At 70.9% G+C, this 12,693-nt stretch carries 14 protein-coding genes; 5 read left to right on the top strand and 9 right to left on the bottom strand.

Annotated elements, in window-relative coordinates; genetic code table 11:
• Positions 1-19 precede the first annotated feature (19 nt).
• Positions 20-295, bottom strand: a complete 276-nt coding sequence (locus AB0N81_RS09055; protein ID WP_150183375.1) for a GlsB/YeaQ/YmgE family stress response membrane protein — start codon at positions 293-295, stop codon at positions 20-22.
• Positions 296-519: 224 nt separating this feature from the next.
• On the opposite strand from AB0N81_RS09055, the gene AB0N81_RS09050 reads away from it, so the two are divergent.
• Both AB0N81_RS09050 and AB0N81_RS09045 read left to right on the top strand, forming a co-directional pair.
• Positions 520-906, top strand: coding sequence for a DUF3099 domain-containing protein (locus AB0N81_RS09050; RefSeq protein ID WP_365356953.1), 387 nt, complete (start codon positions 520-522; stop codon positions 904-906).
• A gap of 186 nt (positions 907-1,092) precedes the next feature.
• Positions 1,093-1,341: a hypothetical protein gene (locus AB0N81_RS09045; protein WP_365356951.1), complete on the top strand. Its 249-nt coding sequence runs from the start codon at positions 1,093-1,095 to the stop codon at positions 1,339-1,341.
• Here AB0N81_RS09045 and moaA read toward each other — a convergent pair.
• From moaA to AB0N81_RS09030, 3 genes are all read right to left on the bottom strand, one after another.
• Positions 1,338-2,345 carry a GTP 3',8-cyclase MoaA gene (moaA, locus tag AB0N81_RS09040; RefSeq protein WP_365356950.1) on the bottom strand — a complete coding sequence of 336 codons (1,008 nt, stop codon included), beginning with the start codon at positions 2,343-2,345 and terminating at the stop codon, positions 1,338-1,340. The genes AB0N81_RS09045 and moaA overlap by 4 nt on opposite strands.
• 160 nt (positions 2,346-2,505) lie before the next feature.
• On the bottom strand, positions 2,506-4,143 hold the full coding sequence (locus tag AB0N81_RS09035) for a cation acetate symporter (protein ID WP_365356949.1): 1,638 nt from the start codon (positions 4,141-4,143) through the stop codon (positions 2,506-2,508).
• Entirely contained in the window at positions 4,140-4,538 is a 399-nt protein-coding gene (locus AB0N81_RS09030; protein ID WP_365356948.1) for a DUF485 domain-containing protein, read from the bottom strand. Before AB0N81_RS09030 ends, AB0N81_RS09035 begins: the two co-directional genes overlap by 4 nt.
• Positions 4,539-4,865: 327 nt before the next feature.
• Here AB0N81_RS09030 and AB0N81_RS09025 point away from each other — a divergent pair, with 327 nt between their 5' ends.
• The 3 genes from AB0N81_RS09025 to AB0N81_RS09015 all read left to right on the top strand — a co-directional run bounded on the left by AB0N81_RS09025 (position 4,866) and on the right by AB0N81_RS09015 (position 9,162).
• Complete coding sequence (locus AB0N81_RS09025) at positions 4,866-6,413, top strand: S8 family serine peptidase (protein ID WP_365356947.1); 1,548 nt, start codon at positions 4,866-4,868, stop codon at positions 6,411-6,413.
• An 89-nt stretch (positions 6,414-6,502) separates the two neighbouring features.
• Positions 6,503-8,002 (top strand): S8 family serine peptidase, encoded by a 1,500-nt coding sequence (locus AB0N81_RS09020; RefSeq protein ID WP_365357032.1) that lies wholly within the window; start codon positions 6,503-6,505, stop codon positions 8,000-8,002.
• A 155-nt stretch (positions 8,003-8,157) separates the two neighbouring features.
• Positions 8,158-9,162 carry a CopD family protein gene (locus AB0N81_RS09015; protein WP_365357031.1) on the top strand — a complete coding sequence of 335 codons (1,005 nt, stop codon included), beginning with the start codon at positions 8,158-8,160 and terminating at the stop codon, positions 9,160-9,162.
• Here the strand turns inward: AB0N81_RS09015 and AB0N81_RS09010 are convergent.
• The 5 genes from AB0N81_RS09010 to AB0N81_RS08990 all read right to left on the bottom strand — a co-directional run bounded on the left by AB0N81_RS09010 (position 9,131) and on the right by AB0N81_RS08990 (position 12,679).
• Positions 9,131-9,820, bottom strand: a complete 690-nt coding sequence (locus AB0N81_RS09010; RefSeq protein WP_365356946.1) for a lysoplasmalogenase — start codon at positions 9,818-9,820, stop codon at positions 9,131-9,133. The two genes, AB0N81_RS09015 and AB0N81_RS09010, sit on opposite strands and share 32 nt — an antisense overlap.
• A complete protein-coding gene (locus AB0N81_RS09005) occupies positions 9,817-10,713 on the bottom strand; it encodes a sterol desaturase family protein (RefSeq protein ID WP_365356945.1) in 897 nt (298 codons plus the stop codon). The genes AB0N81_RS09010 and AB0N81_RS09005 overlap by 4 nt, the downstream gene beginning before the upstream one ends.
• Positions 10,714-10,892: 179 nt before the next feature.
• The gene (locus tag AB0N81_RS09000; RefSeq protein WP_365356943.1) at positions 10,893-11,618 is read right to left on the bottom strand and encodes a VIT family protein; all 726 of its coding nucleotides are present in this window, start codon (positions 11,616-11,618) and stop codon (positions 10,893-10,895) included.
• Positions 11,619-11,690: 72 nt separating this feature from the next.
• Entirely contained in the window at positions 11,691-12,341 is a 651-nt protein-coding gene (locus tag AB0N81_RS08995; protein WP_365356942.1) for a hypothetical protein, read from the bottom strand.
• Positions 12,338-12,679 carry a hypothetical protein gene (locus AB0N81_RS08990; RefSeq protein ID WP_365356940.1) on the bottom strand — a complete coding sequence of 114 codons (342 nt, stop codon included), beginning with the start codon at positions 12,677-12,679 and terminating at the stop codon, positions 12,338-12,340. Before AB0N81_RS08990 ends, AB0N81_RS08995 begins: the two co-directional genes overlap by 4 nt.
• Between the last annotated feature and the right edge of the window lie 14 nt (positions 12,680-12,693).

The raw sequence follows: 12,693 nt of genomic DNA, 5'->3' as shown, positions 1-12,693 counted from the left end.
CCCTTTCCACGCGAGGCGGCTACGCCCTGCGTTTGTTGCCGCGGAGCATGGTGTACGCAGCGTCACCGAGGCCGACTACGACGAGCGCCGCGACCAGCTGGAGCGCGTGGCGGCCCCAGTCGATGCCCTTGGTCTCGTTGATGCCGAACTGCGTCGCGAGCCAGTTGCCCAGAACGGCTCCGATGATGCCGAACACCGTGGTCAGCCAGAGGGGACTGTGCTGCTTGCCGGGCAGGATCGCCTTGGCGATCAGCCCCAGCACGAATCCCACGATGATGGCCCACAACCAGCCCATAGCTGCCTCCTAGTACGGCTCCACATGAGCGATACGGCCAGTCTCGACCCGCCCGCCGTACGGCGCATGTCGGGCGCCTCCATACGTGGCGCGACGCAGGAGGGACACCGGGTAGAGGCCTGCCCCGGTCTCGTAGGCGGCGCAGCCGCGGCGTAATGTTGAGCCGCCGGACCGGGGCAGGTTCCAGGGAGAGTCCGGCACAGCGGACAGGGCGGTGGAACGTGATGCGGAAGCAGAGCAGCGGCCAGGTCTTCCGGATCACGGGGGCCCGGCAGGGTCTCGCGGAGGATGTACGGGGCAGGCAACGCCGGTATGTGATCTCGATGTCGGTCCGCACCGTGTCGGTGGTGGCCGCCGCCGTGCTGTGGAACGTCGAGCGACACGTCGCGCTCGTCGCTCTGGTGCTCGGGATTCTCCTGCCGTACGTCTCCGTCGTGATCGCCAACGCGGGCCGGGAGACTCCGCCTTCGCTGCCGTCGACGTTCGTACCCGCTCCTTCTCGGCCAATGCTCGCGCCGCCCGCCGCGGCCGCCGCGGCGGAATCCGTCCCGGAAGATCCCCTGGGTCCCGCGTACGACCAGCGGCGCGGCACTTCGCACGAGAAGAGCTGACCGTCGACGTTGCGCCAAGCTCAGGAAAACCTCAGATCAATCATGTAGTTCCGGTGCCAGTCCGCGGGTCCCCCATGACATACTTCGTACGCGCTCCGCATCCCCCGTCGGAGCGACAGACCGACGCCGGGCAGCTCCCCCCGTGGCTGCTCGGCGTCGCCTTGTTTGCAGCACTTGGATGCGACTGTGAGTGACGAAAAACCGATCTGTTCCGCCAAGGGCTGCCGCGTCGACGCGGTCTGGGTGCTCGCCTGGAACAACCCGAAGCTCCACACACCGGAGCGGCGCAAGACGTGGCTCGCGTGCGACGGCCACCGCGAACACCTCTCCCAGTTCCTCGGCGTCCGCGGCATGTTGAAGGACGTCGTGCCGCTCGATGAGTGGCAGACCCGCGAGGCCGCCGACGGGGACGGCCAGCCGTACGGGGACGACTAGCCGCCGATCGCCGACATCGGGCGGTCGGGCTGAAGGAACGACGGGTCGTCCAGGCCGGAGCCGGCCTTCTTGCCCCACATCGCGAGCTTCCATATGCGGGCGATGGCCTCGTCCGAGCCGTTCGTACTGTCCTCCGGGGCCGCGCGCAGCGCGCCGCGCAGGTCGGTCTCCTCGGTGGCGAACAGGCAGGTGCGCACCTGGCCGTCGGCCGTCAGCCGGGTGCGGTCGCAGGCAGAGCAGAAGGGGCGGGTGACGGAGGCGATGACGCCGACGCGGTGCGGGCCGCCGTCCACGATCCAGCGCTCGGCGGGCGCGGACCCGCGCTCCCCCGAGCCCTCTTCGGTGAGCTCGAAGCGGGTGCGCAGGGACTGGAGGATGTCACCCGCGGTGATCATGCCGTCGCGCTTCCAGCCGTGCTGGGCGTCGAGGGGCATCTGCTCGATGAAGCGCAGTTCGTAGTCGTTCTCGACGGCCCAGGCGAGCAGGTCGGGGGCCTCGTCGTCGTTCAGCCCCGGCATCAGGACGGTGTTGACCTTGACTGGGGTGAGGCCGGCGTCGCGGGCCGCTTCGAGACCTTCGAGGACGTCCTTGTGGCGGTCGCGGCGGGTGAGTGTCTTGAACACGTCGGGGCGCAGGGTGTCCAGGGAGACGTTGACCCGGTCGAGGCCGGCGGCCTTGAGGGCCTTGGCGGTGCGCTTGAGGCCGATGCCGTTCGTCGTCAGGGACATCTTCGGGCGGGGCTCAAGCTGGGCGCAGCGCTCGACGATGCCGACGAGGCCGGGGCGCAGCAGAGGCTCGCCGCCGGTGAAGCGGACCTCGGTGATGCCGAGCTGTGTGACGGCGATGCGGACGAGGCGGACGATCTCGTCGTCGGTGAGCAGGTCCGGCTTGGCCAGCCACTGCAAACCCTCTTCCGGCATGCAGTACGTACATCGCAGATTGCAGCGGTCGGTCAGTGATACGCGCAGGTCAGTGGCTACGCGGCCAAACGTGTCGATGAGCACTGCGGCCCCCTCCCCGGCGGTCGGATTCTGATGGGTCCCACTGCCTTCGACCTTACGCGACACCTCTGACAACGCCATGGGCCATTTGCCACGAGGAACAGTGCGGCCGCGTCGTAGGACTCTACGACGCGGCCGCTACGAACGTGTGAACAAAAGCCGGTCAGTGGGCTCCGACGCCGGTGAGGGACTTGACCTCCAGCTCCGCGTACTTGCCCTTGTCCGGCTCCTCCTTGGAGAGGAGCGAGCCGAGCCAGCCGAGCAGGAAGCCCAGCGGGATGGAGATGAGACCCGGGTTCTCCAGCGGGAAGAAGTCGAAGTTCGCGTCGGGGAACATCGAGCTCGGCTTGCCCGAGACGACCGGCGAGAACAGCACCAGGCCGACGGCCGCGACGAGCCCGCCGTAGATGGACCAGAGCGCTCCCTGGGTGGTGAACCTCTTCCAGAAGAGGCTGTAGAGGATCGTCGGCAGGTTCGCGGAGGCCGCGACGGCGAAGGCGAGGGCGACCAGACCCGCCACGTTCAGGTCGCGGGCCAGGGCGCCGAGGGCGATGGAGACGATGCCGATGAAGACGGTCGACCAGCGGGCCGCCTTCATCTCCTCCTTCTCGGTGGCCTTGCCCTTGCGGATGACGTTCGCGTAGATGTCGTGCGCGAACGAGGACGACGAGGCGAGGGTGAGGCCCGCGACGACCGCGAGGATCGTGGCGAAGGCGACCGCGGAGATCACCGCGAGCAGGATCGCGCCGCCGGTCGAGTCGCCACCGCCGCCGATCTCCATGGCGGCGAGCGGTGCCGCCGTGTTGCCCGCCTTGTTGGAGGCGATGATCTCGCCGGGCTTGAGCAGGGCGGCGGCGCCGAAGCCGAGGACGATCGTCATCAGGTAGAAGGCGCCGATGATGCCGATGGCCCAGTTCACGGACTTACGGGCGGCCTTGGACGTGGGCACGGTGTAGAAACGGATCAGGATGTGCGGCAGGCCCGCGGTGCCGAGGACCAGGGCGATGCCGAGCGAGATGAAGTCCAGCTTCGAGGTGCCGGAGACGCCGTACTTGAGGCCCGGCTCCAGGAAGGCCGAGCCCTTGCCGCTGTTGGAGGCGGCCGTGCCCAGCAGGTCGGAGACGTTGAAGTTGAACTTCAGCAGGATCAGGAAGGTGATGAGGATGGTGCCCGTGATGAGCAGGACGGCCTTGACCATCTGCACCCAGGTGGTGCCCTTCATGCCGCCGATGGTGACGTAGACGATCATCAGGACGCCGACGAGGGCGACGATGAGGACCTTTCCGGCGTCGCTGGTGATGCCGAGCAGCAGCGAGACCAGGACGCCCGCGCCCGCCATCTGCGCGAGCAGGTAGAAGATCGAGACGACGATCGTGGAGGTGCCCGCAGCCGTACGGACCGGGCGCTGGCGCATGCGGTACGCGAGGACGTCGCCCATCGTGTAGCGGCCGGAGTTGCGCAGCGGTTCGGCGACCAGGAGGAGCGCCACCAGCCAGGCGACCAGGAAGCCGATGGAGTAGAGGAAACCGTCGTAGCCGAAGAGGGCGATGGCGCCCGCGATGCCGAGGAAGGACGCGGCGGACATGTAGTCGCCGGAGATCGCCAGGCCGTTCTGGAAGCCGGTGAACTGGCGGCCGCCCGCGTAGAAGTCGGCGGCGCTCTTGGTCTGCCGGCCTGCCCAGACGGTGATGAAGAGGGTGGCGACGACGAAGGCGGCGAAGAGGCTGATGATCAGCGGCCGGTGCTGGGAGGCGTCGGACGCGGCCGCCAGGTCGATGACGGCGGTGTGCGCGGGGCTCATGCGTCGCCCTCCAGGCGGCTCTGCGGACGGTTCTCCATGCGGGACTTGATCGCCTCGGCCTTCGGGTCGAGCTGCGCCGCCGCGTGGCGCGAGTAGAACCAGGCGATGAGGAAGGTGGTCAGGAACTGCCCGAGACCGAGGACCAGGGCGACGTTGATGTTGCCGAAGAGCTTGGTGCCCATGAAGTCGCCCGCGTAGTTGGAGAGCAGGACGTAGACGAGGTACCAGGCGATGAAGGCGACGGTGAGCGGGAAGGCGAACGAGCGGTGCGAGCGGCGCAGTTCACCGAATTCCGTGCTCTCCTGCACCTCGATGAACTCCTCCGTGGAGGGCGCGTGGGGAGCGGGGTCTTTTCCTGCGCCACCCTTCGAAGGGGGCGGTGCGTCGGTGGCCACGGAGTCTCCTCGTGGTGCGGGTGGGGTGGGGACGGACAGTTGTTCCATGTGCTCTCTGGCCTCACATCCGGCGTGACGCGGATCACGTGAGCCACGGATGGCGATGCTAAGGCCATGGGACGTGATCCGACAGGGGTTGATGTTGCTTCCGTTGTCTGCTCAACGTCACGGCGGCACACACGACGCGCCCCGGGCCCCGGGTTTCTTCCGGAAGGCATTGCTGGCCTGGGAGTTCGGGGGATAGCTTCACCCTGCACGCCCGTCATGTACCTGCCCGAGCACCAGCTGTGTTCGGGCAGTTCCGTATCCGGATGATGTGGAGACCCCATGGCTCATCTGCGTTCCAGACGCCGTACGGCGCTCACCGTGCCGCTCGGCCTCGCGCTCGCCGCCTCGGTCGGCTTCGTGCCCGGCGCCGCGACCGCGGCCCCGAACGAGTCCCCCGCCCCCGTGTCGGCGCAGGCCGCGAAGGACGCCCCCGTCTTCGCGTACGTCGTCAACACCCGTACGGACCGCAAGACGCTCGCGTACGTCAAGAAGGCGATAGCCAGGGCCGGCGGCTCCGTGGTCGTCACGCACGAGAAGATCGGCGTCATCGTCGTCCACTCGACGGACGCGGACTTCGGCAAGCGAATACGCGGCGTGCGCGGCGTCCAGTCCGCCGGCGCGACCCACACCGCGCCCCTGAAGGCCGCCGGCACCACGGACGACGGCAAGGCGAAGCTGCTCTCCAAGGCCGAGGCCAAGGCCCTGAAGCAGAGCGCCGCCCCGGACGCCGAGCCGATGGAAGCGGACCAGTGGGACCTGCGCGCGATCGGCGCCGACAAGGCCGCGAAGATCAACCCGGGCAGCAAGAAGGTCACCGTCGCCGTGATCGACACCGGCGTCGACGACACCCACCCGGACCTGGCCCCCAACTTCTCGGCAGCGCAGTCCGCGAGCTGTGTGGGCGGCAAGGCGGACACCTCGGCCGGAGCCTGGCGGCCGCAGAACAAGGACCACTACCACGGCACGCACGTGGCCGGTGAGATCGGCGCCGCGCGCAACGGTGTCGGCGTCGCGGGCGTGGCGCCCGGCGTGAAGATCGCGGGCATCAAGGTGGCCGACCCGGTCGACGAGCTGTTCTACCCGGAGAACGTGGTCTGCGCCTTCGTGTTCGCCGCCGAGCACAGCGTCGAGATCACCAACAACAGCTACTACGTGGACCCGTGGCTGTATAACTGCAAGGACGACCCGGACCAGAAGGCGATCCTCGACGCGGTCAACCGCGCGCAGCTGTACGCGCAGAAGAAGGGCACCCTCAACGTCGCCTCCGCGGGCAACTCCAACCACGACCTGGACGCGGACGCGATCGTCGACGACTCCAGCCCGGACGACTCCACTCCGGTGACCCGCACCATCGACCCGCACGAGTGCCTCGACGTGCCGACCCAGCTGCCGGGTGTCGTCACCACCAGCGCGACGGGCGTGAAGAACCTCAAGTCGTCGTACTCCAGCTACGGCAAGGGCGTCGTCGACGTCACGGCCCCGGGCGGCGACAAGTACCAGCTGCCGACCGACACCCCGTCGAAGAACGGCAACATCCTCTCCACCATGCCGGGCGGCGAGTACGGCTGGCTGCGCGGGACGTCGATGGCCGCGCCGCACGCCTCGGGTGTCGCCGCACTGATCAAGTCCACGCATCCCGAGGCGGGCCCCGCAGAGCTGCAGCGGCTCCTGAAGAAGCAGGCCGACCGCCTGGAGTGCCCGTCAGGACCGTACGACCCCGACGGTGACGGCGACGTCGACGCGGTGTGCGAGACCGGCGGCAAGCACAAGAACGGCTTCTACGGCAGCGGGCTCGTCGACGCGCTCGACGCCGTGAAGAAGAAGTGACGGGGAGACAGCACGTGACCAAGCTCCACATATCGTCCGCCGCCTTCCTGCGCTCGCGCCGCGCCCTGGCCCTGCCGCTCGGCGTCGCGATGGTCTCGGCCTTCGCGTTCCTGCCGGGCACGGCGTCCGCGCGGCCCGCAGCGGTACCGGACGCGCCGGCCTCGGTCTCGTCGTCGGCATCGGATGCCACGGACGCCTCGTCCATGAGCTACGTGGTGAACGTCCGCCCCGGCAAGGGGAGTTCGGAGCGCGCGCACAAGGCCATCGCGAAGGCCGGCGGTGACGTCGTCATCGCGTACGACAAGATCGGCGTCATCGTCGTCCACTCGGCGAACCCGGACTTCGCGAAGACGATCCGCAAGGTGAAGGGCGTCGACTCGGCGGGCGCGACGCGGACGGCTCCGCTGTCGGCGCAGGCCGACGACGCCCTGGAGTCGGAGCGGCCGCTGACCGCCGCCGAGGCGAAGGCCGCGGCGGGCAAGGCGTCGGCGGGGCAGGACGAGCTGGAGCCGCTGCAGTGGGACCTGCCCGCCATGAAGGCGGACAAGGCGCACGAGATCTCCCTCGGCAGCCGCAAGGTCACGGTCGGCGTGCTCGACTCCGGAGTCGACGACACACACCCCGACATCGCGCCGAACTTCGACCGGAGGGCGTCCGCGAGCTGCCTGGGCGGCGTACCCGTCCAGAAGGGCGACGCGTGGCGTCCGGTGGCCGGGGAGAGCGACCACGGCATGCACGTGGCGGGCACGATCGCCGCCGCCAAGAACGGCACCGGCATCACGGGCGTCGCGCCCGGCGTGCAGGTCGCGAGCCTGAAGGTGGCGGAGCCCGAGAGCGGCATGTACTACGCGGAGGCCGTGGTCTGCGGCTTCGTGTGGGCGGCCGACCACGGCGTCGACGTCACCAACAACAGCTACTACACCGACCCGTGGCTGTTCGCCTGCAAGACGGACGACGATCAGAAGGCGCTCGTCGACGCCGTCGGGCGGGCCGCGAGGTACGCGGAGCGCAAGGGCGCGGTGAACGTCGCGGCCGCGGGCAACGCGAAGACCGACCTCGCCCAGGACGAGATCATCGACAAGTCGAGTCCCAACGACACCACTCCGGTGCCGCGGACCATCAAGACCAAGGACTGCTTCGACCTGCCGTCGCAGCTGCCGGGTGTCGTGACGGTCTCCGCCACCGGCGCGAAGGGCATCAAGGCGTCGTACTCGAACTACGGCGACGGTGTCGTCGACATCACGGCGCCGGGCGGTGACTCCACCAAGTACCAGGCGCCGAACCCGCCGGCCGTCGACGGCCGCATCCTGTCGACGCTGCCGGGCGGCAAGTTCGGCTACAAGGGCGGTACGTCGATGGCGTCGCCGCACGCCGCGGGCGTGGCCGCGCTGCTGAAGTCGACGCATCCGCACGCCTCGGCCAAGCGGATCAAGGCGTTGCTCCACCGCCAGGCCGACGCGATCGCCTGCACCGACCCGTACGACTTCGACGGGGACGGCAAGGTCGACGCGGTCTGCGAGGGCGGCAGGAACAAGAACGGCTTCTACGGAGTGGGCATGGCCGACGCGCTGGACGCCGTGCGCAAGTAGCACCGGAGCAGGACAGTTCGGGCCGGTCGGCCGCGGGGCCGCCCGGCCCTTTCCTGTCGCCCCCAGGATTTGCCCCCGCCGGGAGCCCCGGTGAAGATCTTGTAGTGAGCCCCGTACGACCGTCCGTCGAGCCCGGAGGCGATGCCGCGGCCGGCATACCGGCCCCCGCCCCCGTCTCGCACCGCGCTCCGCGCCGCCGGCCCTCCGTCGGCCGCGCCGTCGCCGTGCTCGTCCTCGTGGCCGTCGCCGCGCTGATCCCTCTGTTCGGCCCGTCGATGGCGCTGGACGGCACCGGTGAGGCGCAGGCGCCCGGCACGGGTGGGATCACGTTCCTGCGGACGGTCCTGTTCGCCGCCCTGAGCGTGCAGTCGGGCGAGGTGTTCGCCGCCCGGCTGGCCCGCCGGGTCCCGGGGGCGCCGCTTGGCCGGCTGCCGCGCGGCTGGTCGTCGTACGCGGCGTGGGCGGGGTGCGCCGCGGCGCTCGGGCTCGCGGCGATCGTGGCGAACGGCAACCTGGTGCCGCGGGAGCTCGCGGACCTGGACATCGGGCGGCTGTACGACACCCGTGACGGGAGGCTGGCCCTCGTCGAGGTCAACGCTTTCATCGTGGCCGCGCTGTGCGCGCGCTCCCGGCGTCCGTCTTCCGCGGCCCTCCCGCTCGCCGCGGTGATCGTCGCGGAGGCGCTGCGGGCCCACCCTCCGGTGGAGGACTCCCCGCTCGTCGGCAGCGGCCTCACGCTGGTGCACCTGACGTGCGGCGCGCTCTGGGCGGGCGGCCTGCTGTACGTCCTGCGCACACTGCGGCGGTGGCGGACCACGTCTCCGGAGGAGGGCGTCGCGGTGCTCGGGCTCTACGCGCGCGTGGCCGCCGTCCTGTTGGCCGCGATCACGGCGACGGGCGTGTGCAGCACGCTGCGCCGGATGCCGCCGGGCACGGTCGTCGACCAGCTCACCGGGACGGCCTACGGGCGCACCCTGCTCGCCAAGGTGCTGCTCGTCGCCGTCGTGGCGGTGCTCGCGCTGTCGGCCCGCCACCGGCTGCGCCGCACGACGGACCCCGTCTCGGCGTACGTCCCCGCGCGCGCGGAGGTGGCCGTGCTGGGTCTCGTCGTGGTGGTCTCGGCGCTGCTCACCGCGGTACCGGTACCGATCCGCTGGTGACCGCGGGCGTCGGGTCCCGCGGGGTCTCGGCGGCGGTCAGCACTCCTTTGGTCAGCAGGGTCTGGGCCGCCACGTACGTGAGCATGATCGCGAAGTCGGGTCGTGGCAGCTGCGGCCAGTCGGCGACGCCGGTCGCGATGAGGGTGTCCGAGAGCAGGAACAGCGCCCCTCCAGCGGCCGCCGTGACGCCGAGCGTGGTCGCGCCGAACGCCATGGCGGTGAGCAGCAGGCTGTAGCCCGCGACGGGACCCCGCATGTCGGCCGGCAGGTCGGGCCAGAGCAGCGCCACGGTGACGGCGAGCGCGAGGGTGTACGCGGCCACGAGTCCCGCTCCACGCGCGCGGGGGGGCCCGGCTCCGTACCGCTTGAAGAGCACGAGGTAGCAGACGTGTCCCGCGGCGAAGGAGCCCATCCCGGCGAGGAAGGCGGGCTCGGCGTCGAAGAGCAGGAAGGTGTCGCCGCCCCAGCCGAAGAGGAGGGCGGCGATGAGCAGTCGGGGCCCCCGCCGTGTGGCGACGTACGCCGCGAGGAGGGGCATGAGGAGCGGTTTGAAGACGGCGTGGCCGGCGTCGGAGTCCGCGAGGAGCGCGACGAGGTCGCCGAGCGCGGCGGCACCGAAGGCGCCGAGGAGCAGCCCCGGTGGCGGCCGCCGGATCACGCCGCCCGCTCCGGGACCGTCACGTCGGAGGCGGGCAGGGGCGTCGCCGGCGCCTCGGGAGCCTTCGGCTGCCAGCCGGGGCCGCGGAAGACGCGCCCGGCCCGCTCGCGCCAGCCTGCGGCCGCGCGCAGGTCCCTGGCGATGGCGGCGTACTCGTGGGTCGCCACGCGCAGGGGGTTGTACGTGTCGATGTTCTTCGTCAGGCCGTACACGGGACGGTCGGTCTCGGCGACCCAGGAGCCGAACATCCGGTCCCAGATGATCAGGATGCCGCCGAAGTTGCGGTCCAGGTAGCCGCCCTGGGACGCGTGGTGCACGCGGTGGTGCGAGGGCGTGTTGAAGACGTACTCGAAGGGGCGCGGCAGCTTCCCGATGCGCTCGGTGTGGATCCAGAACTGGTAGACCAGGTTGGCCGAGGAGCAGAACGCGAGCGCCGCCGGGTGGACGCCGCAGGCGATGAGCGGCAGGTAGAACGGCCACACCGTGAGGCTCGTCCAGGGCTGGCGCAGTGCCGTCGTGAGGTTGAACTTGCGGCTGGAGTGGTGCACCACGTGGCAGGCCCACAGGATGCGGATGACGTGGTGGCCCCGGTGCGACCAGTAGTAGAAGAAGTCCTGGGCGAGGAGCATCAGCGGGATCGTCCACCACAGGACGGGGACGCGCAGCGGTGTCAGTGCGTAGACGCCCGAGTAGATCGCGACGATCGGGATCTTCCACAGCAGGTCGAAGACGAGGCTGCCGAGCCCCATGGTGACGCTGGTGGCGGCGTCCTTCGTCTCGTACCCCGCGGCGTCCTCATCGGGATGGATCCGGTGGCTCACGATCTCGACGACGGTGAGCAGCACGAAAGCCGGGATGGACCACAGCACGACATCGGGCAGGTTCGGGGACATGCGTGCACCGTAGAACGGCTATTCGCCCACGACTAGAGGTTGTTACCGACAAGTATTACCGACGGTACGGGAGCAGATGTTGGTGATCCTCACCAAAGGCGACCCTCCCCGAAGGCGCAGGCCCCGGCCACAGACGCAGCCCTCGGCCGCAGACGCAGCCCCCGGCCGCAGACACGGACTCAGACACCGGCCGCCCCGAGGAGCGCCCCCACCCCGTACGTCACCGCCATCGCGAGCGCCCCTCCCAGCATGTTCCGCAGTACGGCCGGGCGCGCGGGCGCGGCTCCCAGGCGGGCACTGCTCCAGCCCGTGAGGGCGAGCGCCGCGAGGACGGAGACGACGGTCACGGCGAGCCGCAAGCCGGCGGGCGGCAGCACGATCGCGAGCAGCGGCAGCAGCGCGCCCACGGTGAACGCCACGAAGCTGGCCCAGGCGGCGTGCCACGGATTGGTGAGGTCGTCCGGGTCGATGCCGAGCTCCACGCGCGCGTGGGCGCGCAGGGCGTCCCGCTCGGTGAGCTGCTCGGCGGCCTCGCGGGCCACTTCGCGGCTGAGCCCCCGCTCCTCCAGGAGGTCGGTCAGCTCGGCGAGTTCGGCCTCGGGCTGCTCGCGCAGCTCGCGCTTCTCCACGGCCAGCGCGGCCTTCTCCGAGTCGCGCTGCGTCGACACGGAGACGTACTCCCCCGCGGCCATCGACATGGACCCGGCGAGCAGCCCTGCGAGGCCCGCCGTCAGCAGCGTGCCCCGCTCGTCCGTGGCGCCCGCGACGCCGACGACGAGTCCCGCGGTGGAGACGATGCCGTCGTTGGCGCCGAGGACGGCGGCCCGCAGCCAGTTGAGCCGGGTTCCGAGGGCTCCTCCGTGCGGTTCGTCGTGCGCCTCGTCGGACGCTGTCCGGTCGCTCATCCGGGGAGGGTCTCACCACGGGCGCCCCGCACGCCGTCGGCACGCCGTCCGGCGCCCCGGCTCAGCCCCGGCTCAGCAGCGCCGCGCGGGGACCACCGACCTGACCTCGTCCGCGGGGACCGTGCGCCGCACCGGCTTCCCCTTCCGGCCACCGCCGTCCGCCACCCGTACCGCGACGCCCCGCGCGTCGCTCACCACCAACTCTCCGCAGACCGTGCCCTTCGCCGTCGTCACCCGCACCCGGTGCGTCTCGGCGGGCCGCCCCTCGGCCGCCTTCCCGCCCTTGTCGGCGTCGACCGGCACCACCCAGCTGACCGCCAGCGCGGCGACGATCGCGCACAGCCCCACGACGGAGCGCCGCCGTGCCGAGGCCAGGGCGTCCTGGGTCTCCTCGACCTCGTCGAGGACGGCCGCGAAGAGCCGGTCGCCGCTCAGCCAGGTCCGCTGCCCCAGCTGTCCGTGCGCGGCGCGCACCGCCTTCAGTGCGCCGGAGAGCAGCAGGCCGAAGGCGGCGACGAGCAGGCCCGCCGTCGTCCACCGCCAGAGGTCCGGCATGCCCGCGACGCTCTCCCTGCCCTTGAGCACGAAGACGGCGCCGACCAGTCCGGTGAGCCCGGCGAGGCCGTTGCGCCACCCCTCGGCCTGCCGCCGGACAGCGGCGAGCTGGTCGATCTGGAGCTGCTGTCCGAGCTGCGCGAACCTCTTCTTGGCGAGGTCGGTCACGGCGTGGCACCACCCTGCGCGTCGGGCGGTACCGGTACGTCCCAGAAGGCTCCGCAGCCGGAGTCGGGCGACTCGGGCGGCCGGTCGGGATGCGGGTAGCCGCACTGGCAGTAGACGGGAATCGAGCCGGTGAGCGGCTCGGGGCGGGCGCGGCGGCGCGCCCGCCCCTTGGCCGGTCCGAGCACCCCGAACGCGACCCGGAACACCGTGCGGCCCCGGCAGGTCGGGCAGGGTCCTGTCACGGTGTACCAGCGGCCGTCGGCGGACCGCTCCACGGTGAAGGCGTCGGCGGGCTGGACTTCCAACTCCTGGAACGGGGTCGGGGCATGGGCGGGCATGGGGCTGCGGTCTC

The organism is Streptomyces sp. NPDC093510, assembly GCF_040683555.1.
Taxonomy (GTDB): domain Bacteria; phylum Actinomycetota; class Actinomycetes; order Streptomycetales; family Streptomycetaceae; genus Streptomyces.
This window is presented reverse-complemented; position numbering and strand designations above follow the sequence as displayed.

Coding starts and splice junctions, on each gene's coding strand:
- AB0N81_RS09025 (WP_365356947.1), top strand. CDS start 4,866: ATGGCTCATCTGCGTTCCAGACGCCGTACGGCGCTCACCGTGCCGCTC.
- AB0N81_RS09055 (WP_150183375.1), bottom strand. CDS start 295: ATGGGCTGGTTGTGGGCCATCATCGTGGGATTCGTGCTGGGGCTGATC.
- AB0N81_RS09005 (WP_365356945.1), bottom strand. CDS start 10,713: ATGTCCCCGAACCTGCCCGATGTCGTGCTGTGGTCCATCCCGGCTTTC.
- AB0N81_RS09000 (WP_365356943.1), bottom strand. CDS start 11,618: ATGAGCGACCGGACAGCGTCCGACGAGGCGCACGACGAACCGCACGGA.
- AB0N81_RS09050 (WP_365356953.1), top strand. CDS start 520: ATGCGGAAGCAGAGCAGCGGCCAGGTCTTCCGGATCACGGGGGCCCGG.
- AB0N81_RS08990 (WP_365356940.1), bottom strand. CDS start 12,679: ATGCCCGCCCATGCCCCGACCCCGTTCCAGGAGTTGGAAGTCCAGCCC.
- AB0N81_RS09020 (WP_365357032.1), top strand. CDS start 6,503: ATGGTCTCGGCCTTCGCGTTCCTGCCGGGCACGGCGTCCGCGCGGCCC.
- AB0N81_RS09035 (WP_365356949.1), bottom strand. CDS start 4,143: ATGAGCCCCGCGCACACCGCCGTCATCGACCTGGCGGCCGCGTCCGAC.